We start from the raw sequence: 20,716 nt of genomic DNA, 5'->3' as shown, positions 1-20,716 counted from the left end.
TTGAAATTTTTAAGGCCTGCCCTTGCGTTCCGCCATGGTTTGGCCGATTTGCCCGCGTGAATGACGCCGGCTCTGCCGGCGAATGGCGAAGGAGAGGATTGAGATGACGGTCAAAGTGGCGATCAACGGCTTCGGCCGTATCGGGCGCAACGTGCTGCGCGCGATCATCGAGTCGAAGCGCAAGGACATCGAGGTCGTGGCGATCAACGATCTCGGCCCGGTCGAGACCAATGCCCATCTCTTCCGCTTCGACTCCGTGCATGGCCGCTTCCCAGGCACGGTGACCGTTTCCGGCGACACGATCGATGTCGGTCGCGGCCCGATCAAGGTGACCGCGATCCGCGATCCCAAGGATCTACCGCACAAGGCGCTCGGCGTCGACATCGCGCTGGAATGCACCGGCATCTTCACCACCCGCGACAAGGCGGCGGCCCATCTCGCCGCCGGCGCCAAGCGCGTGCTGGTCTCGGCGCCCTGCGACGGCGCCGACCTGACGGTCGTCTTCGGCGTCAACAACGAGGCCCTGACCAAGGACCACATCGTCGTCTCCAACGCCTCCTGCACGACCAACTGCCTCGCGCCGGTGGTCAGGGTGCTGCATGACGCCGTCGGCATCGACAAGGGCTTCATGACCACGATCCATGCCTATACCGGCGACCAGCCGACGCTCGACACGATGCACAAGGATCTCTACCGCGGCCGCGCCGCCGCGATGTCGATGATCCCGACCTCGACCGGTGCCGCCAAGGCGATCGGTCTCGTCATCCCCGAGCTCAAGGGCCGGCTCGACGGCACCTCGATCCGCGTGCCGACGCCGAACGTCTCGGTCGTCGACTTCAAGTTCATCTCGAAGCGCAAGACCACGGTCGAGAAGATCAACGAGGCTATCATCAAGGCGAGCAAGCGCGGCGCCTTGAAGGGCATTCTCGCCGTCACCGATCAGCCCAACGTCTCGATCGACTTCAACCACGATCCGGCGTCGTCGACCTTCGCGCTCGACCAGACCAAGGTCATGGACGAGAAGTTCGTCCGCATCCTGACCTGGTACGACAATGAGTGGGGCTTCTCGAACCGCATGAGCGACACCGCCGTCGCCATGGCGAAGCTGATCTGACGTAACACTCCTGCTGCGGCCGCGCCCTTTTGGTGCGGCCGCGTCCACACCGCCGAGGAACGGACCGCGCAATGAACAAGATCGAGCCGACCGTCGCCACGCCGACTACCCCCGCCGAGGCGATCGCCGTGCCGCCGGCCCCGAGCATGGCCGAGATCGCCGCAGCGCGCGCGACCGAGGCGAAGCCGACCGAGCCGCTTGCTGCCAGCGACCCGCGCAAGCTCGATCAGCTCTCGCGGATCGAGGACAAGACCGCCCGGATCGAAGAGAAGTTCGCGCGCTACGAGGCGGTGCTGACCCGTGCCGAGGCCTCGCTGGAGCGCAGCGCCCAGAAGGTCGATCTCGCCGCCGGCACCATGGATTTCGCCGGCCTGCGTGAAGAACTCTCGGCCTTGCGCCAGCGCGTCAATTCGACCCCGCGCTTCGGTGCGCTGCTGCTCACCGGCATCGTCACGGCGATCCTGACCGTCATCCTGACGGTGATCGTGCTGAAGACCGGCGTTCCCGGCGTGCTGCCGCCGATCCTGCCGCGATGAGCTTTCGCTCGCCCGCCGACCTTGCGGACGGGCGCAGTGTCCGCTGGCGGGCACTGGAAGGCGACGGCCTCGAACACCTGACATTGCGCGCTGAGGCGAACGGCCTGCGCGCCGATGCCGCGCTGGTCGGCGAGCGTGACGGCCAGCGCTTCGGCGCGACCTATCGCATTGATTGCGACGTCGATTTCACGGTCCGCTCCTTCGACATTACGACGACCGACGGTCGCGGCCTCGCCATGACCCGGCGCGACGGTACCTGGCACGACGAGGAGCGCGGCCAACTGCCAGTCTTCGACGCCTGTATCGATATCGACCTTTCCGCCACGCCCTTCACCAACACGCTGCCGATCCGCCGCCTTGCTTGGGAACCCGGCGAGCAACGACGTGTCGCCATGCTGTTCGTGCCGTTCGACAGCTTCGAGCCTTTCGTCACCGAGCAGGTCTACACCTGCCTCGCGCCGAGGCTCTTCCGGTTCGAGACGGCCGATGGCAGTTTCACCGCCGAGCTTCCGGTCGACGAGGACGGCCTCGTCATGGATTATCCCAGCCTGTTCCAACGCCTGTAAGAGAGCTCTCCATGCCCGCTTTCCGCACCCTCGACGACGCCGATCTCGCCGGCAAGCGCGTCCTCGTCCGTGTCGATCTCAACGTGCCGATGGAGGAGGGCAGGGTCACCGACACCACCCGGATCGACCGCATCCTGCCGACGATCCGCGAGATCGCGCAGAAGGGCGGCAAGGTCGTCCTGCTCGCGCATTTCGGCCGGCCCAAGGGCCGCGACGAGAAGAACAGCCTGCGGCAGGTCGTGCCGGCGCTGGCGCATGCGCTCGGCCAGCCGGTGATCTTCGTCGGCGACTGCATCGGCACGGAGGCACCGAAGGCGATCGCCGCCGCCAAGAACGGCGAGATCCTGCTGCTGGAGAACACCCGCTTCCACGCCGGCGACGAGACGAACGATCCGGAATTCGTCAAGGCGCTCGCCGCCAATGGCGATCTCTATGTCAACGACGCCTTCTCGGCCGCCCATCGCGCCCATGCCTCGACCGAGGGGCTGGCGCATCTGCTGCCGGCCTATGCCGGGCGCACCATGCAGGCCGAGCTCGAGGCTCTCTCGGCCGGGCTCGACAACCCGGCCCGGCCGGTGATGGCGATCGTCGGCGGCGCCAAGGTCTCGACCAAGCTCGAATTGCTGGGGAACCTCGTGCAGAAGGTCGACGTGCTCGCCATCGGCGGCGGCATGGCCAACACCTTCCTCGCCGCGCGCGGCGTCAATGTCGGCAAGTCGCTGTGCGAGCACGATCTCGCCGCCACTGCCCGTGAGATCGAGGCGAAGGCCAAGGCAGCCGGCTGCGAGATCATCCTGCCGGTCGATGCGCTGGTGGCGCGCGAGTTCAAGGCCAATCCCGGCCATCGCGTCGTCTCGATTGGCGAGGTCGGGCCGGACGAGATGATCCTCGATGCCGGTCCGCTCAGCGTCGCCGAGGTCGTGCTCAAGCTCAACACCGTCAAGACCGTGGTCTGGAACGGGCCGTTCGGCGCCTTCGAGTTGCCGCCCTTCGACACGGCGACGGTTGCAGTGGCCAAGGCAGTGGCTGAGCGCGTCCGTAACGGTGGGCTCGTCGCGGTCGCCGGCGGTGGCGATACGGTCGCGGCGATGAACCATGCGGAAGTCGCCGAGGACCTCACCTATGTCTCGACCGCTGGCGGCGCCTTCCTCGAATGGATGGAAGGCAAGGCCTTGCCGGGCGTCGAGGCGCTGCGGAAGGGCTGAGCGGTGGCGCAGCCTGCGATTGCATGGATCGATGTTTATGCTATGTTCTCGTGCATGAGCGAGAACGTACAGACAGCCATGTACGAGATCCTGAAGAAGATTCAGGTGCAGCTCTCCGAGCATGACAAGCGCTTCGACGCGGTCGAGAAGCGCTTCGACGAGCTCGGCGATCTCGTTCGCAAACAGCGCCGTGATACGGCTGGCCTGCTGGTCATGGCGAAGTCGATCACCGGCAACTTCGCCGAGGAGCTGGCGGCGATCGAGGAGCGGGTCAGGGTTCTGGAAGCGCGCGGGCGCTGATCGCATTCACTTTTTTGGCCGCTTTCGCTTTGCGTCCGCCACAGTTCGATTCTAAACCCTCCGGATAAAGCAGAGCCCAACCGGAGGATCATCGTGGCCCGCATCACGCTTCGCCAATTGCTCGACCATGCCGCCGAGAACGACTACGGCGTTCCGGCCTTCAACATCAACAACATGGAGCAGGCGCTCGCGATCATGGCCGCGGCGGACGCGACGGACGCGCCGGTGATCATCCAGGCCTCGCGCGGGGCGCGCTCCTACGCCAACGACATCATGCTCAAGCACATGATGGACGCGGTGACCGAGATCTATCCGCATATCCCGGTCTGCGTGCATCTCGACCACGGCAATGAGCCGGCGACCTGCATGACCGCGATCCAGGCCGGCTTCACCTCGGTGATGATGGACGGCTCGCTCAAGGCCGACGGCAAGACCCCGGGCGACTGGGACTACAATGTCGGCGTGACCAAGACCGTCACCGAGATGTCCCATCTCGGCGGCATCTCGGTCGAGGGCGAGCTTGGCGTGCTCGGTTCGCTCGAGAGCGGCGAGGGCGAGAAGGAGGACGGCCATGGCTTCGAGGGCAAGCTCAGCCACGACCAGCTCCTGACCAACCCCGACGAAGCGGTGAAGTTCGTCGCCGAGACCAAGGTCGACGCGCTCGCCATCGCCATGGGCACCTCGCACGGCGCCTACAAGTTCACCCGCAAGCCCGATGGCGCGATCCTCGCCATGCACGTCATCGAGGAGATCCACAAGAAGCTGCCGAACATGCATCTCGTCATGCACGGCTCCTCCTCGGTGCCGCAGGACCTGCAGGACGTGATCAACCAGTACGGCGGCAAGATGCCCCAGACCTGGGGCGTGCCGGTCGAGGAGATCCAGCGCGGCATCAAGCACGGCGTGCGCAAGATCAACATCGACACCGACAACCGGATGGCGATGACCGGCCAGATCCGCAAGATCCTGTCGGAGCACCCCGGCGAATTCGACCCGCGCAAGTATCTGAAGCCGGCGATGGAGGCGATGACCGCGCTCTGCAAGAAGCGGTTGGAAGAGTTCAACACCGCCGGCCAGGCCTCGAAGATCAAGCGCGTCATCACGCTGGCGGACATGGCCAAGCGCTACGCCAAGGGCGAGCTCGACCCGACCTTCGGCGCCAAGAAGGCGGCCTGAGAACGGCATAGGCCGCGCCCCGGCCTTCGCAGAACAAGAGCGCCCGGCCCATCAGGCCGGGCGCTTTTCGTTTCAGGTAGACTCGTTCGGAGGCGGGTGCGGCTCGCGCCTCGTCAGGCGGCGCGGTTCTGTTGCGTCAGGTTCTCGAACGCTCCGGTCAGGGTTTCGGCCTGGCGCGTCAGCGCCTGGGCGAGACCGAGCATTTCGTCGACGCCCATGCCGGCCGTCTGGGCGGAGTCGTTGACGTTGGCGATCGCCTGCGCGACTTCCTGCGTCCCCTGCGAGGCGAAATTGATGCTGCGGGCGATCTCCTGGGTCGCTGCGCGCTGCTCGTCGACGGAGCTTGCGATCGTCAGCGTCGTCTGATCCATCTCGCCGACGAAGGTGACGATGCTCTCGATCGCTTCGACCGCTTCCTGTGTCGCCGCCTGCATGGCCGGAACCTGGGCTGCGATCTCGTCGGTCGCCTTGGCGGTCCGCGCGGACAGCTGCTTTACCTCCTGGGCGACGACGGCGAAACCGCGGCCGGCCTCGCCGGCGCGGGCCGCTTCGATCGTGGCGTTGAGCGCCAGCAGATTTGTCTGTTCGGCGATGTCGCGGATCAGGTCGACGACGGCGCCGATCGTCTGCGCAGATTGGGCAAGGCTCTTGACGATCGCTTCGGTCCGCAGTGCTGCCGTGCTGGCGGCATGCGCCTTGGTCGTCGCGCGGGCGACTTCCTCGGAAATCTGGCTGAGCGAAATCGAAAGCTCTTCGGTCGCGCTGGCGACGCTGCCGACATTTTCGGACGCCTCGTCCGAAGCGCGGGCGGCGGCGACGGCCTGTATACCGGTGTCCTTCACGACGCCGTTCATCCTGTGCGCCATCTCCTCGACGACGCGGGCGCCGCCGGTGACGGTGCCGACGACGTTGCGGACCGTGACCTCGAAGGTCGAGATCTCGCGCAGGCTGCGTTCACGGTTCTGGCGCTGGACATGGGTATAGGTCTCGAGCAGCAGTTCGAGATCGAGCTGCACCGCCTTCTGCAAGGCGGCCCGGAGCGCGATGCGCCGATTGTATTCCTTGGCCTGCCAGAAGTGGCTGAGCTTGGCGAGGCCATCGCGCAGCAGGCCGAGCTCGGCACCGATCGCATTGCCGACGATCGCGTGGCAGATCGCGACCGCATGAACGGGAACGCCATTGTCGTTGAAGGCGCTGGCGAGGGCGTGCGCCGATTGCAGATAGCCCTCCTCGAGCTCGCCCGAAACCAGCCTGATCCAGTGCGCGAGCCGGAGCTCATGCACTTCGGGGCGCTTCATCACGTCCAGTATCTCAGGCCAGGCCTCGAAGCGCTCATGCAGCTCGGGAAGCAAGGTCGGCAGACGCACGCTCGCGAAACCGGCCTGCTGGTGCAGCAGGTCGATATCGACGGCATCGATCCGAAAGGTTCGCAGACGCGCGGTATGCTCGGCTATGATATGGCTCATGCGCTGTCTGGAAGCGGTTTTCCGGAAATACTGCCCGTCGAGAGTGGTCGGGACTTGCCAACAAACGCTTAAGCGCGGGGCGGATTTCGGCCCTCGGCGATGAAATGACGGTGCTTGCCTCGCCACGAGCCGGCTGAGTATAAGCCGGCCGGCGCAGAAGCAGCGGAGATTTGGGCGTATGGCTGGCCATTCACAGTTCAAGAACATCATGCACCGCAAGGGCAAGCAGGATGCGGTGCGCTCCAAGCTGTTCTCGAAGCTGGCCCGTGAAATCACCGTCGCCGCCAAATTGGGCATGCCCGACCCGAACATGAATCCGCGCCTGCGCATGGCCGTGCTCGCTGCGCGGGCCGAGAACATGCCCAAGGACAATATCGAGCGCGCCATCAAGAAGGCGCTCGGTGGCGAAGGCGATAACTATGACGAGGTCCGCTATGAGGGCTACGGCCCCGGTGGCACCGCCGTGATCGTCGAGGCGCTGACCGACAACCGCAACCGCACCGCCTCCGCCGTCCGTTCCTATTTCACCAAGTCCGGCGGGGCGATGGGCGAGAGCAACTCGGTCTCGTTCATGTTCAACCGCGTCGGCGAGATCAGCTACGCGCCGGAAGCGGGTGATGCCGACAAGGTGATGGAAGCGGCGATCGAGGCGGGCGCCGACGATGTGATCTCGGACGAGAACGGCCACACCATCCTGTGCGCCTTCGATGCCCTGAACGAGGTTTCCAAGGCGTTGGAAGCAGCGCTCGGCGCCCCGGCCTCGGCCAAGCCGGTCTGGCGGCCGACCACCACGGCGCCGCTCGACGAGGAGAAGGCGGCGTCGATGATGAAGCTGATGGAAGCGCTCGACAATGACGATGATGTCCAGAACGTCTTCGCCAATTTCGAGATCGCCGACGACATCATGGCCAAGCTCGGCTGAGCCCTGTCCATGGTCATGCTCGGACCGACCCGGGCATGACGGCTTTCGTCATCGCCCGATCAACCCGTCCCAGAACGGCAGGCTGACGAGCGCGCTCAGGAATATCGTCAGATAGGCGATGCGGCGGAAGGTCTGCTCCGAGGCCAGGCCGAAGGCGTGCGTGCCGAGCCAGAGGCCGACGCCGTAGACGGCGAAAAGCGGCAGCGCCATCACCAGCGACGTGAAGGTGATGATGGCCTTCGCCCACAGGATCGCGCCGCTGACCACGGTGCTCAGGCCAAAATAGGTCTGCAGATTGGCGCGGGTCTTGTGCCGGTCGTTGCGCTGGGCGCCGAGCCAGAACACGGCGAGCGGCATGCCGCCGATGCTGGCGAGGCCGTTGCAGAGGCCCGAGGCCGCGCCGACGCCGAGCGAAAGCGGGATGCCGGGCTTGCCGTGATAGCGCCAGCCTGAGGCCATCAGCGCGACGGCGGCGAGCACGAGCAGCGCCAGCAGCCAGCGCATCGTCTCCCGATCGAGCCAGGTGAGCAGCGCGATGCCGAGCGGCAGGGTCAGCGTCGCGGCGATCAGGAGCGGGATGACCTCGCTCCATTCCGCCCGCTTGGCCGAGCGCGCCGCCAGCGGCAGGGCGAAGGGCAGGTCGATCACCCAGATCAGGCCGAGCGCCGCGACCGGGCCGAGCACGATCGAGGCCAGCGGCATGAACACCATGGCGAAGCCGAAGCCGGTGAAGCCGCGGACCAGCCCGCCGAGCAGGGTCGCGCCGATCAGGACGGCGATGCCGTCGAGCGAGACACCGGGAAAGAGCGAGATCAGGAGAGCTGTCATCGGATCGCCGGAGAAGGATTTTCTTTCCTTCACGGAAGGAGCGAGACGATCAACCCCCGTTGCGGTGATGGCAGCGATGAGTGTCGTTCATCCATCCAGTCCGGATGAAATCCTCTAATCTGCGCCGATGTCCGATCCGATTCGCATTCTCGGCCTCGATCCCGGTCTCAGGAAGACCGGCTGGGGCGTCGTCGTCAGCGAAGGCACCAAGCTTTCCTTCGTCGCCTGCGGCGTGGTCGAGAGCGACGAGAAGCAGCCGCTCGCCGACCGCCTGCGGCAATTGCATGAGGGCATCGCCGGCGTGATCGCACGGCATCAGCCGCAGGAGGTCGCGGTCGAGGAGACCTTCGTCAACCGCGATCCGCAATCGGCGCTGAAGCTCGGCCAGGCGCGCGGCATCGCTCTGGTGGTGCCGGCCCTGGCTGGGCTCGACGTCGCCGAATACGCCGCCAATCTGGTGAAGAAGACCGTGGTCGGCGTCGGTCATGCCGACAAGAAGCAGGTGCAGGCGATGATCCGCGTGCTGTTGCCCAAGGCCGAGACGCGCAGTGCCGACGCGGCGGATGCCCTCGCCGTCGCGATCTGCCATGCGCAGCACCGCGGCGCGCGGGCACTCCTGGCGCAATATCAGCTGCGGAAGGCGTAGAGCTCGGCGTCCGGATCGCCTTTGCCGGTGAGGCCGGCGCGCACGATCTCGGCGCCGATGCGGCTATAGGTGATGCCGTTGCCGCCAAAGCCCATCACGGCCCAGCAATTCCTGAGGTCCGGCATCTCGCCGATGGTCGGCAGGCCGGTCGCGGAGGCGCCAAAGGTGCCGGTCCAGGCATAGTCGACCTCGGTCGAGATCTCAGGCAGGAGCTGGCCGAGCTTGCGCTGGATCGCTGCCGTCTTTCGTTCGATCAGCGCGTCGCGCTTGTCCTCGTCGACGAAATCCTCGTCCTCGCCGCCGCAGATGACACGGCCGTCGCGGGTGCTGCGCATGTAGAGGTAGGGGTCCGATGCCTCCCAGATGAAGCAGCGCTCGGGCCAGAGCCGTTTCTTTTGCGGGATGGTCGCCAGCGCCCAGGTCGAGAGGACTGCGTGCCATTTCGGCAGCTTGCCGAAGGGCAGTTCGTAGCCAGTGGCGAAGACGAGATGGCGACAGCGGATGTGATGGCCCTCGCTGGTGCGCAGGCTCACCGAACGCGCTTTCGTGTCGAGATCGATGATCTCGATGGGCCAGGCGAGACGGGCGCCGCGGCCGAGCGCGGCGCGCAGGAAGCCCGCTGCAAGCGCGACCGGATCGGCCTCGAGATTGTCATAGCCGAGCAGTGCGGCGGAGCGCTCGATGCCGAAGCGCTTCTTCAGCGTGTCGGCATCGAGGAGGGCGGTCTCCAGCCCAGCGCGGCGGCGCGCCTCATGCTCGCGGGCGAGCCCATCGGCATCGAGCACATCGCCGGCGAGATAGAGCGAGTCACGCCGAGTGACGGGCGCGATCGAGAGCTCCCGGATTCGAGCCGCCAGCCCGTCCACGGCAAGGCGCGAGCGTCGCCAGGCGCGGATCGCGGCCCCCTCGCCGATCTGGCGCGTGAGCTTGGTCAGGGGCTGGTCGATCTCGTATTGCAGCAAAGCGGTGCTCGCCGGCGTCGAGCCGCGGACCGGGCCGCGCCGGTCGACCACGAGCACGTCGAAGCCGGCTGCGCTGAGCGCGTCGGCCTGCATCGCGCCGGAGATGCCGGCGCCGATGACGACGACGTCGGCTTGCGTATCGCCGGTGATCTCGTGCCTCGGAAAGCGCGGCGGCGGCCTGCCCTGCCAGACCGAACGGCCGGTCCGCAGATCCCTGGTTTTCGTCAGCACATGCAGCTCCCCGGCATCGCCGGTGGAGAACGCATGATCGCCGCGAATGATCCGGTCTGGCGGCGGGCAGCGGTCATGCTAACAGGAGGCATGATCGGAAAGCTCAAGGGCCTCATCGATTCGTATGGCGAGGACCATGTCATCGTCGACGTGCAGGGCGTCGGCTATGTCGTGCAGTGCTCCTCGCGCACACTGCAGCGCCTGCCCAAGATCGGCGAGGCGGCGGCACTGTCGATCGAGACCCATGTCCGCGAGGACGCGATCCGGCTCTACGGCTTCATGTCGGACAACGAGCGCGACTGGTTCCGGCTGATGCAGATGGTGCAGGGCGTCGGCGCCAAGGTCGCGCTTGCGATCCTCTCGACGCTCGAGCCCGGGGCGCTCGCGACCGCGATCGCCAGCAACGACAAGGCGGCGGTGGCGCGCGCGCCCGGCGTGGGCCCCAAGCTCGCCCAGCGCATCTGCGCCGAGCTGAAGGACAAGGCGCCGGCTTTCGGCCATGTCGACCCGGTGCTGGCGCAGCTCTCCGGCGCGCTCGAGGACAAGCGGCTGCCGCAGCCGGTGGCGGACGCCGTCTCGGCGCTCACCAATCTCGGCTACCCGCAGGCGCAGGCCGTGGCGGCAGTCGCGGCCGCCACGCGCGAGGCGGGCGAGGGGGCCGGCACGGCGCAGCTGATCCGGCTCGGCCTGAAGGAGCTGGCGAAATGAGCAAGGGACCGACGGTGATCTTCCGGGAGATCGCCGACAAGTCGGCGTTCCTCGCGTTGATGATGCGGCATTGGGGCTCGCATCGCATGATGATCGGCTCGAAGCTCTACGATTGCGCCGAGCTGCCCCTGATCGGCATGTTCGCCGCCGAGGGCGAATTGCTGGCGGTGGCGAGCTGGGCGCGCGATGGCGATATCGCGGTGCTCTGTGCGCTGCACTCCCTCAAGGAAGGGGAGGGCGCGGCCTCGCGCATGCTGGAGGCGGTGAAATCCGCGGCGAAGGCGGCCGGCGCGCGCAAGCTCAGGGCGATGCTGACCAATGACAACATGCCGGCGCTGGTGTTCTACCAGAAGCATGGCTTCCGCTTCTCAGGCCTCTATATCGAGGCGATCGACGCCTATCGCGCGATGGTTCCGACCATCATCAAGACCGGCTACCAGGACATTCCGGTGCATGACGCGCTGGAGCTGGAGATCGAATTGTGAGTGAGCCGAAGCGTCCGGGCCTGATGACGGCGGACAAGCGCGACGATGACAGCGAGGCCTCGCTGCGGCCGCTTTCGCTCGCCGATTTCACCGGGCAGGCGGCCGCCCGTGCGAACCTCCAGGTCTTCATCAACGCCGCCCGCACCCGCGGCGACGCGCTCGACCATGTCCTGTTCGTCGGCCCGCCCGGCCTCGGCAAGACGACCCTGGCGCAGATCGTGGCGCGCGAGCTCGGCGTCAGTTTCCGCTCGACCTCGGGGCCGGTGATCGCCAAGGCCGGCGACCTTGCGGCGCAGCTGACCAATCTCGAAGAACGCGACGTGCTCTTCATCGACGAGATCCATCGCCTCAACCCGGCGGTGGAGGAAATCCTCTATCCGGCAATGGAGGACTACCAGCTCGACCTGATCATCGGCGAAGGGCCGGCGGCGCGCTCGGTCAAGATCGACCTGCCGAAGTTCACGCTGGTTGGCGCCACCACCCGCGCCGGTCTGTTGACGACGCCGCTGCGTGACCGTTTCGGCATCCCGATCCGCCTGCAGTTCTACACGGTCGAGGAATTGCAGGGCATCGTCGCGCGTGGGGCGCGGGTGCTCGGCGTGCCGATGTCGGATGACGGCGCCAACGAGATCGCCAAGCGCTCGCGCGGGACGCCTCGCATCGCCGGACGGCTGCTCAGGCGGGTGCGCGACTTCGCCATCGTCGACGGCGATGCGATCGTCACCCGCAAGGTCGCCGACAAGGCGCTCGGCCTGCTCGATGTCGACGCGATCGGCCTCGACCAGATGGACCGGCGCTATCTCACCACCGTCGCGATCAATTTCGGCGGCGGCCCGGTCGGGATCGAGACCATCGCCGCCTCGCTCTCCGAGCCGCGTGACGCGATCGAGGAGATCATCGAGCCCTTCCTGCTGCAGCAGGGCTTCATCCAGCGCACGCCGCGCGGCCGCCTTTTGACCCCGCACGCCTTCCGGCATCTCGGCATGCCCGAGCCGAGCCGCGAGGGCGCGCAGTTCGGGCTTTTTGGAGACGAGAACGGAGAAGGCTGATGCGGCTGAGGTGGAGGCTCTACTTCACCGTCGGCCTTCTGCTTTTCGGTTATGCCGTCCTCGGTTCCATTGCGAGCCAAACACCCATTGCTCCCCTGGCGCTTAAGCTCGGTGAGACGGCTGCGGTTTCCGTCCTGCGCCTCAACCGCGGCCCACTGCGGATGGAGGCCAGGATTCCGCGGAACCGGTTTCCTGCGCGCAACGCTTTTGACCAGAACGAGCCGCCGGAAGGCTTGGCGCGCCTCGAGATCGAAGTCCGGCCATCCTGGCAGGAGGCCGTGCGTTATACTGCAGGGCGGACTATCGCTTATTCGGCAACGGATACGGCTCGCGGCCTTGTCCCGCTTGCCGGGAGCGGTGAACGCTCCGCGTCGAGCGTCGTTTTCGAGCGAGGGCGTAATCGCTTGTCCCTGCTCGTGACGGCTGCCGATCCGCCGCTGCTGGGCGAGCAGGTCGAAATCTGGATACTCCCTGCGCTCGGAGCCAAATCGAGCGAGCCCGGAGTGGTCTGGCTTGATGGTTCGATCCTGTTGCCGATCTACGCAGTGCCGTATCTCATCTGGGGAGCTGTTCTTCTCCTGCTTCAGAGGGGAACGAAAAGAGGGCCGGACAAATAGGCGCTCGTTCTTTGGCTTGGCCTTGAATGGCCTGCATCCGTCATATGGAGGACGCAACCGGTCCCGTTCTCAGTTTCGATGATGCTGCAACTGGCCGATCCGTATGGAGCCGAAGTCATGATCAAGCAGGCACGGTCCCTCTCTCGCTGGATGACGAGCCTCGGCTTTGCAATCGCGCTATGCGGCCTGCTGCCGATGGCAGCATTGGCCGCCGAGCCGACGCCCGACGCCACGGTGCGCAAGGCCTATGAGGTCACGCAGAAGACGCTGGATGGTAGCGGCGAGCCGCCCTGGCGCCCGCCGCACCGCGACAAGCTGATGAGCAAGGGCCTGGCGACGCTGTTTGCCCGCGATGATCTTTTCCAGGACGAGAGTGGCGATATCGGCCATGTCGGGGCCGATCCCTTCATCAATGGGCAGGATGGCGAGATCAAGGATCTGCAGGTCGGTTTGGCCGGCAAGGCCTCGCGCGGGCGGGCTCGGGTCGTCGCGTCCTTCCGCAGCTTCGGTCAGAAGATGGCTGTCCGCTTCCTGATGGTGGAGGAAGGCGGCGGCTGGCGCATCGACGACATCGTCAACCGCATCGACGGGAAGGCGCATTCGATCCGCGCCGCGCTGTCGCAGCCCTATGATTGCGGTTCGTTCATGGGCAAGCCCTGCAAGCGTTGAGCGGCAGACCGCCTTATGAGGTTGTCCGGTTGGCGTGTGACCGTCTAGAACGCCCGCGCCATCTTGCAGAAGGACCGTCATGGCCGGCGCCCACAGCATCTCCGTCCGCGTCTATTACGAGGACACCGACTTCTCCGGCGTCGTCTACCACGCCTCCTATCTGCGCTTCATGGAGCGCGGCCGCACCGAGCTGATCCGGGCACTCGGCATCGAGCAGCGCGAACTGTTCGACGGCGATGCGGCGCTCGGCTTCGCCGTCCGGCGCATGCTGATCGATTTCGTCAGGCCTGCGGTGATGGACGATCTGCTCACGGTCGAGACCAGGCCGACGCTGGCGCGCGGCGCCACCATGGAACTCGAGCAGCGCGTCCTGCGTGGCGAGGAGGTGCTGATCACGGCGCAGGTCAAGGTCGCCTGCGTCGGTGGCGGCAAGGCGCGGCGCATTCCCGATGTCCTCAGGCATCGCCTCGGCCTTGAAATCCTCTGACCGCTCCTGCTGCTGCTGGCATCGACGCTGGCGGATCGCCATGTTAGGCCCCGTAACATGAGCTGGAAACGCAACGAGCCCGAGCAGCCGCGCGGCTATCACCACGGCAATCTCAAGGAGGCGCTGGTGCGCGCCGCCCTGGGGCTGATCGGCGAGAAGGGGCCGAACGGCTTTACCTTCGCCGAGGCCGCGCGCATGGCAGGCGTCAGCCCGGCGGCGCCCTACCGGCACTATCGCGATCGTGATGAGCTGCTGGCCGATGTCGCGGTGCACGGCTTTGCCGCTTTTGAAACGGCGCTCGCCAAGGCCTGGGACAATGGCAGGCCCGATGCCGAGACCGCCTTCCACCGTCTCGGCCGCGCTTACCTCGCCTTCGCCCATGATCAGCCCGCCTTCTATTCGGCGATGTTCGAGGCCGGGGTGTCGCTCGACGCCAGCCCTGAATTGCGCGCCGCCGCCGACCGCTCCTTCCAGCAATTGCGCCAGGCGGCGGAGACGCTGATCGCGGCGCTGCCGCAAGGAAAACGCCCGCCGGCACTGATGATGGCGCTGCATATCTGGGCGATGTCGCATGGTGTCGCCGCCCTGTTCGGCCGCGCCGATGCCGGCCGGCGCCCGCTGCCGATGTCGGCTTCCGACCTGCTCGAAGCCGGAATGTTGATTTATCTCAGAGGCCTAGGCCTGCCGCCGGACCAGTCGGCCTGATCTCCTGCTGAAATTTTTGATCCGGCTGTCTTGAAAGCCTTGGCAGTTGCGTCCAGATATGTGAATGTGATTTACATTCACACGGTCGGCGAGGGCCGATCGGGAGGTTGGCCGGCAGCGGCATCCGCCGTTGCCCTTCGAGTTCGAGAGGGATCGATGCCGATCGTCGCGAAGCTTGACGAATATGGAAAGGGAGCCTGGATCGCCTTCGCGGTGCTCGGCTTCATCATCTTCTGGCCGCTGGGTCTGGCGACCCTGGTCTTTCTTTTCTGGAGTGGACGCATGGGACATGGTTGCGGCTCGGCTCGCTACGAGCACCGGATGAATCGCCTGCAGGACAAGATGGAGCGCCTGCGCGAGCGCATGGGCGGGGCCCAGCAATGGGGCAGCCGTGGCGGCTTCGGCGGCTGGGGTCGTGGCCCGTCGTCGAGCGGCAACCGCGCCTTCGACGAATATCGTGACGAGACCTTGCGCCGTCTCGAGGACGAGCAGCGCGAGTTCCATGATTTCCTCGGCCGGCTGCGCATGGCCAAGGACAAGGCCGAGTTCGATCAGTTCATGAACACGCGCCGTCCCAATACCGGCACGGATACTGTCGAAAGCGCCTGATCGCCCCTTTTCAGAGCTGACGACCGTCGGCGGCCCGCTTCCTCACGGAAGCGGGCCGTTGGCGTTTTTCCGGCGTTTCGGCGGAGGGAGATTCCGGCGTCTTCCTGTTGGTCGTCATGAAGAAGATCACGATGGTGAGAGCCGAGGTCAGCGAAGCGAGAACCGCAGTGATCTGAGCCTTCAGGCTTTCGATCTTGCCGATCCGCCCCGTGACGATGTTGTGACGCAGCTGGAGCGCGGTCAGGCGCGCGCCTGCCTCCATCACCATCGCGCTTTCGATCGCCTGGATGTTTTGGACCGTTCCGGCATCGCTGTAGTCCTGATCGACCAGAGCGTCATAGGACGCCATCCGGCCCTGCCAGTCCTGCGGATGGACGATGGCGGCCATGCGGCGCACCGTCTGCTTGGCGTTTTGTCGGAACAGCCGGTCGAGCAGGTATTTGTACTGGATGTCGGCCTGCGAGCCGTTCAGCACCAGAAGCAGGGCGCCACGGCCGAGTTGCAAGGTCTCGAAGGCTTTCACCTGGCCGTCGAGCCCGGCGAGGTCGCGCGTCAGCGTGTCGCGCTCGTCGGAGAAACGCGCGATGCGCCGGTCGAGCGAATTCGAAAGGACGAAGGTCGCGATGGAGGACACGATCGCCGGCGAGACGATCAGGAGCGCGCTGAGCGTCGTCCGGTTCCAGACATAGTGCCGGGCATGGCCCGCGATCCGCTCGCTAAACCGCATCGACCCAGCCCCCGCCGTACGCGCTTCGTGATCAGCCGCATGGCCGTCATAACGCGATATTAACCATGCCGCCCCTTAACCTTGACCCGGATTTAACGGGACAGAAGGCCCCTGGCGCAACGCGAGCACCGCCGTTTGGCCCATCTTTCGCCGAATTCAGCGGTAATTGGTGTCAACGGCATATCCCCGGAGCGCAGAAACGGGCGGCGGCGCGAGTTTCGCGGCGCGAAGAGTGGGCTGCGCGGGCCGAGCACGGTTTCGCGCCCGCCAGGCAGAAGGATGACAGGATGAACCCCGCTGTGGAGATCGCGCAGGCCGCGCCGCAGATCGACATGTCTTTCTGGTCGCTGTTCTGGCACGCCCATATCGTCGTCAAGCTCGTGATGATGGGGCTGCTGGCCGCGTCGATCTGGTGCTGGTCGATCATCATCGACAAGACCTTGCTCTATCGCCGCACGCGCCAGGACATGGACGCGTTCGAGGAGGTGTTCTGGTCGGGCCGCTCGCTGGAGGAGCTCTATCGCGATCTCGCCAACCGGCCGGTCAACGACATGGCGGCCGTCTTCGTCGCTGCGATGCGCGAGTGGAAGCGTTCCTTCGAGAATGGCGGGCGCTCGGTCGCGAGCCTGTCGGCGCGCATCGACAAGGTGCTCGACGTCACCATCCAGCGCGAGGCCGAGCGGCTGGAATCGAAGCTGCTCGTGCTCTCGACCATCGCCTCGGCCGCGCCGTTCATCGGCCTCTTCGGCACGGTCTGGGGCATCATGAACTCGTTCACCGCCATCGCGGTCTCGAAGAACTCCTCGCTGGCAGTCGTCGCGCCCGGCATCGCCGAGGCGCTGTTCGCCACCGCGATCGGCCTGTTCGCCGCGATTCCCGCGCTGATGGCCTACAACAAGCTGCAGGCCGAGGTGGCCAAGGCGCAGAACCGGCTCGAAGCCTTCGCCGATGAATTCTCCGCGATCCTGTCGCGGCAGATCGACGAACGTCTGGCGGCGTGAGGGCCTGAATCATGGGCATGTCAGCTGCAGCCGGGGCCAAGGCCGGGGGACGCCGCGGGCGTCGTCCGCGCCGCCATGGCGCCATCGCCGAGATCAACATGACGCCGTTCATCGACGTCATGCTGGTGTTGCTGATCATCTTCATGGTCGCCGCGCCGCTGATCGCGACCGGTGTGCCGATCGACCTGCCGCAGACCGGCGCCAAGCCGATCAATGTCGACCAGAAGCCGATCACCATCGCCATCGACGACAAGGGCCAGATCTTCCTGCAGGACCAGCCGACGCTCGAGCCCGACCTCGTGCAGAAGCTGCAAGGCATCGCCAAGCAGGGCACGGACGAGCGCATCTATGTGCGTGGTCACAAGCAGGTCGACTACGGCCGCGTCGCCTCGGTGATGGCGACGATCACCAGCGCTGGCTTCAGACGCGTGGCGCTGGTCACCGAACCGCATTCGCGTTGAACGAGAAGGTGCCGTCGCGTTGATGGTTTCGCGTTCCGAACCGGGCTTGGCGGTTTCCGCCCTGGGCCACGCGACCGTTCTGGTCGCGGGGCTGCTGGCGTTCGCCGGCGCGACGCCGCTGCCCGAGCATCAGGAAGCGATCGCGGTCGAGGTGATCGACCCGTCCGCGCTGAACCAGGTGACGCGCGGCGAGCGCCAGGCCGAGAAGGTGCAGGAGCAGCCGCAACCGCGGGCCGAGCGCCAGTCCGAGATCGTCGAGCGCAAGGAAGCGGGCGAGGCCAAGCAGGACACGCCGGCGCCGCCCTCGCGCCCGCCCGAGCTCAAAGTTGCCGAGGACAACGCCGCAGCGCCCCTGCCGCCGGCGCGGCCCAACCTGCCCAAGCCCACGCCGCCGGCCGAGCCGGTGAAGCAGCCGCCGCAGAAATCCGAGCAGGCCGCCGCCCAGGAAGCCGAGCAGCGCCGCGAGGAACTGGCGAAGCTCGCCGAGGAGGCCGAGCTCGAGCGCAAGGCAAAGCAGGCCGAGCAGGAGGCCAAGGCCGCCGCCAAGGCGAAGGCCGAGGCGGAAGCGCAGGCTAAGGCCGAGGCGGCCAAGGCCGCCAAGCTGAAGGCTGAAGCGGAAGCCAAGGCCAAGGCCGAAGCCGAGCAGAAGGCCAAAATCGCCGCCGAGGCCAAGGCGAAGCGCGAGGCGGAAGCCAAGGCCAAGCGCGAGGCCGAGGTCGCCAAGAACTTCAACCCGAACGACATCGCCAAGCTGCTGCAATCGAAGGAGCAGGCGCAGTCCTCGGGCGCGAGCGCGCCGCAGATCAACCGCACCGCCTCGCTCGGCACCCAGACGGGCTCCTCGCAGAAGCTCTCGCCCTCGCTCAGGGCGCAGTTGATGGGCATCATCCAGGACCAGCTGCAGAAGTGCTGGAACGTGCCGATCGCGCTGCAGAGCGCGCCGAAGCCGGTGGTGCCGCAGGTCAGGATGAAGCTCAACACCGACGGCTCGCTGATCGGCCCGGCGAGCGTGACCAATTCTTCGTCCGACCCGCTCTTCAGGGTCGCGGCGGATTCGGCGCTGACGGCGACGCGTCGCTGCTCGCCGCTGCGCATTCCCGCGCAATTTGCCGCATATTACGACGATTGGCGCGACGTCATCGTCAATTTCGACGCCAGGGACGTGCTGTGACCGCCATGGACCGCATCCATCATCATCTCCTCCCGCCGGCAACCCGCAGGCCCGGCCTGACCCGCCGGCACGCGCTCGCGCTGGCCGGTTCGGGCCTGGTCGTGCCCGCGCTGGTCGCTCCGGCCCAGGCCGAGCTGGTGATCGACCTGCGCAAGGGCACCTTCCAGCCGATGCCGATCGCGGTCGCCGATTTCGCCGGCGAGGGCGGTGCGCTGGTCTCCGGCATCATCGCCAACAACCTCAAGCGCTGCGGCTACTTCCTGCCGATCGAGAAGGCGCGCCATCCCGAGAAGAACCCGCCCTTCGACGCGGCGCCGCAATTCGAGGCCTGGAAGGCGGCCGGCGTGCAGGCGCTGGTGATCGGCCGGGTCTCGCGCGACGGTGGCCGCCTCAAGGCCGAGTTCCGGCTCTGGGACGTCGTTGCCGGCCAGCAGATCGACGGCCAGCAATACTTCACCGACCCGAACAATTCCCGCCGGGTCGGCCATATCATCTCGGATGCGGTCTTCACCAAGATCACTGGCGTCGGCGGGTTCTTCGACACCCGCGTCGTCTTCGTCGACGAATCCGGCTCGAAGGAGGCCCGGCGCAAGCGGCTCGCCATCATGGACCAGGACGGCGCCAATGTGCGCTACCTGACCGACGGTGCGACCTCCGTGGTGACGCCGCGCTATTCGCCGGTGGCCCAGGAAGTGACCTATATGGCGCAGCGCACCGGCGAGCAGCCGCGCGTGCATGTGCTCAACATCGAGACCGGCCAGCGCCAGGTCGTCGGCAATTTCCCCGACATGACGACCAGCCCGCGCTTCTCGCCCAATGGCGCGCGCATCGCGCTCAGCCTGCAGCAGGGCGGCAACGCCAATCTCTATGCCATCGACATCGGCTCGCGGACCACGCAGCGGCTGACCTCGACGGCGGCGATCGATACCTCGCCCTCCTTCGCGCCTGATGGATCGCAGATCGTCTTCGAGAGCGATCGCGGCGGCTCGCAGCAGCTCTACGTGATGGGCGCCGGGGGCGGCGAGGGCAAGCGTATCTCCTTCGGCCAAGGGTCCTATTCGCAGCCGTCATGGTCGCCGCGCGGCGACCTCATCGCCTTCACCCGTCAGGGCGGCGGCGCCTTCTCGATCGGCGTGATGAAGCCGGACGGCTCGGGCGAGCGCATCCTGACCGAGGGCTTCCACAACGAGGCGCCGAACTGGGCTCCGAACGGCCAGTACATCATGTTCTTCCGGGATCCCGGCGGGCAGTCCGGCGGCAAGCTCTACATGGTCGACATCACCGGCCGGGTCGAGGTGCCGGTGCCGACGCCTGCCTTCGCCTCGGACCCTACCTGGTCGCCACTGCTCACCGCAGCGCGCTGATGCAGGAATGCAACATCGTCGAACCGTCGGTTTCCGGCCATATTTGGTTAACCATACGCCGCAATGCCGCCACTTCGCCTTGTTTTGGCAAGGTCTCGTTTAGGTTGACACTTCATTGATGGCATAACGCGTGACGCCGCTTGGCGCGCTCCGCGTCCGACATTCGGAGAGATTTGACATGCTCGCCTCCTTCGCTGCCAGCGCCCGCACCGTGCGCCTCGCTGCCGCCCTGATGGGTGCGCTCGCCCTCGGCGCCTGCGCCAAGGACCAGAACGCCGACGGCTTCGGCGCCGGCGGCGCCGCCACCCCGGGCAGTGCCCAGGACTTCGTCGTGAATGTCGGCGACCGCGTCTTCTTCGAGACCGACTCGACCGACCTGACCCCGACGGCGGTCGCGACCCTCGACAAGCAGTCGGCCTGGCTGCAGCGCTATCCGCGCTACACCTTCACCATCGAAGGCCATGCCGACGAGCGCGGCACGCGCGAGTACAACTATTCGCTCGGCGCCCGGCGCGCCCAGACCGTGCGCGACTACCTCGCCTCGCGTGGCATTGGCGGCAACCGCATCCGCACCATCTCCTATGGCAAGGAGCGGCCGGTCGCGGTCTGCAACGACATCTCCTGCTGGTCGCAGAACCGCCGCGCCGTCACGGTGCTTGACGGTGCTGGCGGCGTCTGACGCCAGACGCCCGACAATAGCTTGACGTGGCC

The 20,716-nt window shown here is 66.4% G+C and carries 25 protein-coding genes; 21 read left to right on the top strand and 4 right to left on the bottom strand.

What is annotated here, in order from left to right:
• Window positions 1-103 precede the first annotated feature (103 nt).
• From gap to fba, 6 genes are all read left to right on the top strand, one after another.
• Window positions 104-1,114, top strand: coding sequence for a type I glyceraldehyde-3-phosphate dehydrogenase (gap, locus tag ACWIGM_RS04710; RefSeq protein WP_454024753.1), 1,011 nt, complete (start codon window positions 104-106; stop codon window positions 1,112-1,114).
• A gap of 71 nt (window positions 1,115-1,185) precedes the next feature.
• Window positions 1,186-1,650, top strand: coding sequence for a hypothetical protein (locus tag ACWIGM_RS04705; protein ID WP_454024752.1), 465 nt, complete (start codon window positions 1,186-1,188; stop codon window positions 1,648-1,650).
• On the top strand, window positions 1,647-2,216 hold the full coding sequence (locus ACWIGM_RS04700; RefSeq protein ID WP_454024751.1) for a putative glycolipid-binding domain-containing protein: 570 nt from the start codon (window positions 1,647-1,649) through the stop codon (window positions 2,214-2,216). The genes ACWIGM_RS04705 and ACWIGM_RS04700 overlap by 4 nt, the downstream gene beginning before the upstream one ends.
• 11 nt (window positions 2,217-2,227) lie before the next feature.
• On the top strand, window positions 2,228-3,421 hold the full coding sequence (locus ACWIGM_RS04695) for a phosphoglycerate kinase (RefSeq protein ID WP_454024750.1): 1,194 nt from the start codon (window positions 2,228-2,230) through the stop codon (window positions 3,419-3,421).
• A gap of 54 nt (window positions 3,422-3,475) precedes the next feature.
• The gene (locus ACWIGM_RS04690; RefSeq protein WP_454024749.1) at window positions 3,476-3,721 is read left to right on the top strand and encodes a hypothetical protein; all 246 of its coding nucleotides are present in this window, start codon (window positions 3,476-3,478) and stop codon (window positions 3,719-3,721) included.
• Window positions 3,722-3,814: 93 nt separating this feature from the next.
• Window positions 3,815-4,897 carry a class II fructose-bisphosphate aldolase gene (gene fba, locus ACWIGM_RS04685; RefSeq protein ID WP_454024748.1) on the top strand — a complete coding sequence of 361 codons (1,083 nt, stop codon included), beginning with the start codon at window positions 3,815-3,817 and terminating at the stop codon, window positions 4,895-4,897.
• Window positions 4,898-5,010: 113 nt separating this feature from the next.
• Here fba and ACWIGM_RS04680 read toward each other — a convergent pair whose 3' ends face one another.
• Window positions 5,011-6,363 carry a methyl-accepting chemotaxis protein gene (locus ACWIGM_RS04680; protein ID WP_454024747.1) on the bottom strand — a complete coding sequence of 451 codons (1,353 nt, stop codon included), beginning with the start codon at window positions 6,361-6,363 and terminating at the stop codon, window positions 5,011-5,013.
• A gap of 178 nt (window positions 6,364-6,541) precedes the next feature.
• On the opposite strand from ACWIGM_RS04680, the gene ACWIGM_RS04675 reads away from it, so the two are divergent.
• On the top strand, window positions 6,542-7,285 hold the full coding sequence (locus ACWIGM_RS04675; protein WP_454024746.1) for a YebC/PmpR family DNA-binding transcriptional regulator: 744 nt from the start codon (window positions 6,542-6,544) through the stop codon (window positions 7,283-7,285).
• Between the two features lie 48 nt (window positions 7,286-7,333).
• Here the strand turns inward: ACWIGM_RS04675 and ACWIGM_RS04670 are convergent, their stop codons facing one another.
• Window positions 7,334-8,113 (bottom strand): sulfite exporter TauE/SafE family protein, encoded by a 780-nt coding sequence (locus ACWIGM_RS04670; protein WP_454024745.1) that lies wholly within the window; start codon window positions 8,111-8,113, stop codon window positions 7,334-7,336.
• Window positions 8,114-8,240: 127 nt separating this feature from the next.
• On the opposite strand from ACWIGM_RS04670, the gene ruvC reads away from it, so the two are divergent.
• The gene (gene ruvC, locus ACWIGM_RS04665) at window positions 8,241-8,759 is read left to right on the top strand and encodes a crossover junction endodeoxyribonuclease RuvC (protein WP_291677161.1); all 519 of its coding nucleotides are present in this window, start codon (window positions 8,241-8,243) and stop codon (window positions 8,757-8,759) included.
• Here ruvC and ACWIGM_RS04660 read toward each other — a convergent pair.
• Window positions 8,741-9,952, bottom strand: a complete 1,212-nt coding sequence (locus ACWIGM_RS04660; RefSeq protein WP_454024744.1) for an NAD(P)/FAD-dependent oxidoreductase — start codon at window positions 9,950-9,952, stop codon at window positions 8,741-8,743. The two genes, ruvC and ACWIGM_RS04660, sit on opposite strands and share 19 nt — an antisense overlap.
• A 90-nt stretch (window positions 9,953-10,042) precedes the next feature.
• On the opposite strand from ACWIGM_RS04660, the gene ruvA reads away from it, so the two are divergent.
• From ruvA to ACWIGM_RS04620, 8 genes are all read left to right on the top strand, one after another.
• Window positions 10,043-10,660, top strand: coding sequence for a Holliday junction branch migration protein RuvA (gene ruvA, locus ACWIGM_RS04655; RefSeq protein WP_454024743.1), 618 nt, complete (start codon window positions 10,043-10,045; stop codon window positions 10,658-10,660).
• Entirely contained in the window at window positions 10,657-11,145 is a 489-nt protein-coding gene (locus tag ACWIGM_RS04650) for a GNAT family N-acetyltransferase (RefSeq protein WP_454024742.1), read from the top strand. The genes ruvA and ACWIGM_RS04650 overlap by 4 nt, the downstream gene beginning before the upstream one ends.
• 23 nt (window positions 11,146-11,168) lie before the next feature.
• A complete protein-coding gene (gene ruvB / locus ACWIGM_RS04645) occupies window positions 11,169-12,194 on the top strand; it encodes a Holliday junction branch migration DNA helicase RuvB (protein ID WP_454025446.1) in 1,026 nt (341 codons plus the stop codon).
• Entirely contained in the window at window positions 12,194-12,811 is a 618-nt protein-coding gene (locus tag ACWIGM_RS04640) for a hypothetical protein (protein ID WP_454024741.1), read from the top strand. Before ruvB ends, ACWIGM_RS04640 begins: the two co-directional genes overlap by 1 nt.
• A 117-nt stretch (window positions 12,812-12,928) precedes the next feature.
• Window positions 12,929-13,480: a DUF3828 domain-containing protein gene (locus ACWIGM_RS04635; RefSeq protein WP_454024740.1), complete on the top strand. Its 552-nt coding sequence runs from the start codon at window positions 12,929-12,931 to the stop codon at window positions 13,478-13,480.
• Between the two features lie 79 nt (window positions 13,481-13,559).
• A complete protein-coding gene (gene ybgC / locus ACWIGM_RS04630; protein ID WP_454024739.1) occupies window positions 13,560-13,967 on the top strand; it encodes a tol-pal system-associated acyl-CoA thioesterase in 408 nt (135 codons plus the stop codon).
• Between the two features lie 57 nt (window positions 13,968-14,024).
• On the top strand, window positions 14,025-14,672 hold the full coding sequence (locus ACWIGM_RS04625; RefSeq protein WP_454024738.1) for a TetR/AcrR family transcriptional regulator: 648 nt from the start codon (window positions 14,025-14,027) through the stop codon (window positions 14,670-14,672).
• 156 nt (window positions 14,673-14,828) lie between these two features.
• Window positions 14,829-15,281, top strand: coding sequence for a DUF2852 domain-containing protein (locus tag ACWIGM_RS04620; RefSeq protein ID WP_454024737.1), 453 nt, complete (start codon window positions 14,829-14,831; stop codon window positions 15,279-15,281).
• 10 nt (window positions 15,282-15,291) lie between these two features.
• Here ACWIGM_RS04620 and ACWIGM_RS04615 read toward each other — a convergent pair whose 3' ends face one another.
• Window positions 15,292-16,008 carry a hypothetical protein gene (locus ACWIGM_RS04615; RefSeq protein ID WP_454024736.1) on the bottom strand — a complete coding sequence of 239 codons (717 nt, stop codon included), beginning with the start codon at window positions 16,006-16,008 and terminating at the stop codon, window positions 15,292-15,294.
• A 287-nt stretch (window positions 16,009-16,295) separates the two neighbouring features.
• Here ACWIGM_RS04615 and tolQ point away from each other — a divergent pair, with 287 nt between their 5' ends.
• From tolQ to pal, 5 genes are all read left to right on the top strand, one after another.
• A complete protein-coding gene (tolQ, locus tag ACWIGM_RS04610) occupies window positions 16,296-17,009 on the top strand; it encodes a protein TolQ (protein WP_092156110.1) in 714 nt (237 codons plus the stop codon).
• 11 nt (window positions 17,010-17,020) lie between these two features.
• Window positions 17,021-17,470 (top strand): protein TolR, encoded by a 450-nt coding sequence (gene tolR / locus ACWIGM_RS04605; protein WP_454024735.1) that lies wholly within the window; start codon window positions 17,021-17,023, stop codon window positions 17,468-17,470.
• Window positions 17,471-17,516: 46 nt separating this feature from the next.
• Entirely contained in the window at window positions 17,517-18,641 is a 1,125-nt protein-coding gene (gene tolA, locus ACWIGM_RS04600) for a cell envelope integrity protein TolA (RefSeq protein ID WP_454024734.1), read from the top strand.
• 5 nt (window positions 18,642-18,646) lie between these two features.
• A complete protein-coding gene (tolB, locus tag ACWIGM_RS04595; protein ID WP_454025445.1) occupies window positions 18,647-20,005 on the top strand; it encodes a Tol-Pal system beta propeller repeat protein TolB in 1,359 nt (452 codons plus the stop codon).
• 178 nt (window positions 20,006-20,183) lie between these two features.
• Window positions 20,184-20,684 carry a peptidoglycan-associated lipoprotein Pal gene (gene pal, locus ACWIGM_RS04590; RefSeq protein ID WP_137879954.1) on the top strand — a complete coding sequence of 167 codons (501 nt, stop codon included), beginning with the start codon at window positions 20,184-20,186 and terminating at the stop codon, window positions 20,682-20,684.
• The last annotated feature ends 32 nt before the right edge of the window (window positions 20,685-20,716 follow it).

It is taken from the genome of Allobosea sp. NPDC055332, assembly GCF_053645455.1.
Note: the sequence above shows the minus strand (reverse complement) of the source record. Positions and strands in the feature narration are given on the sequence as shown.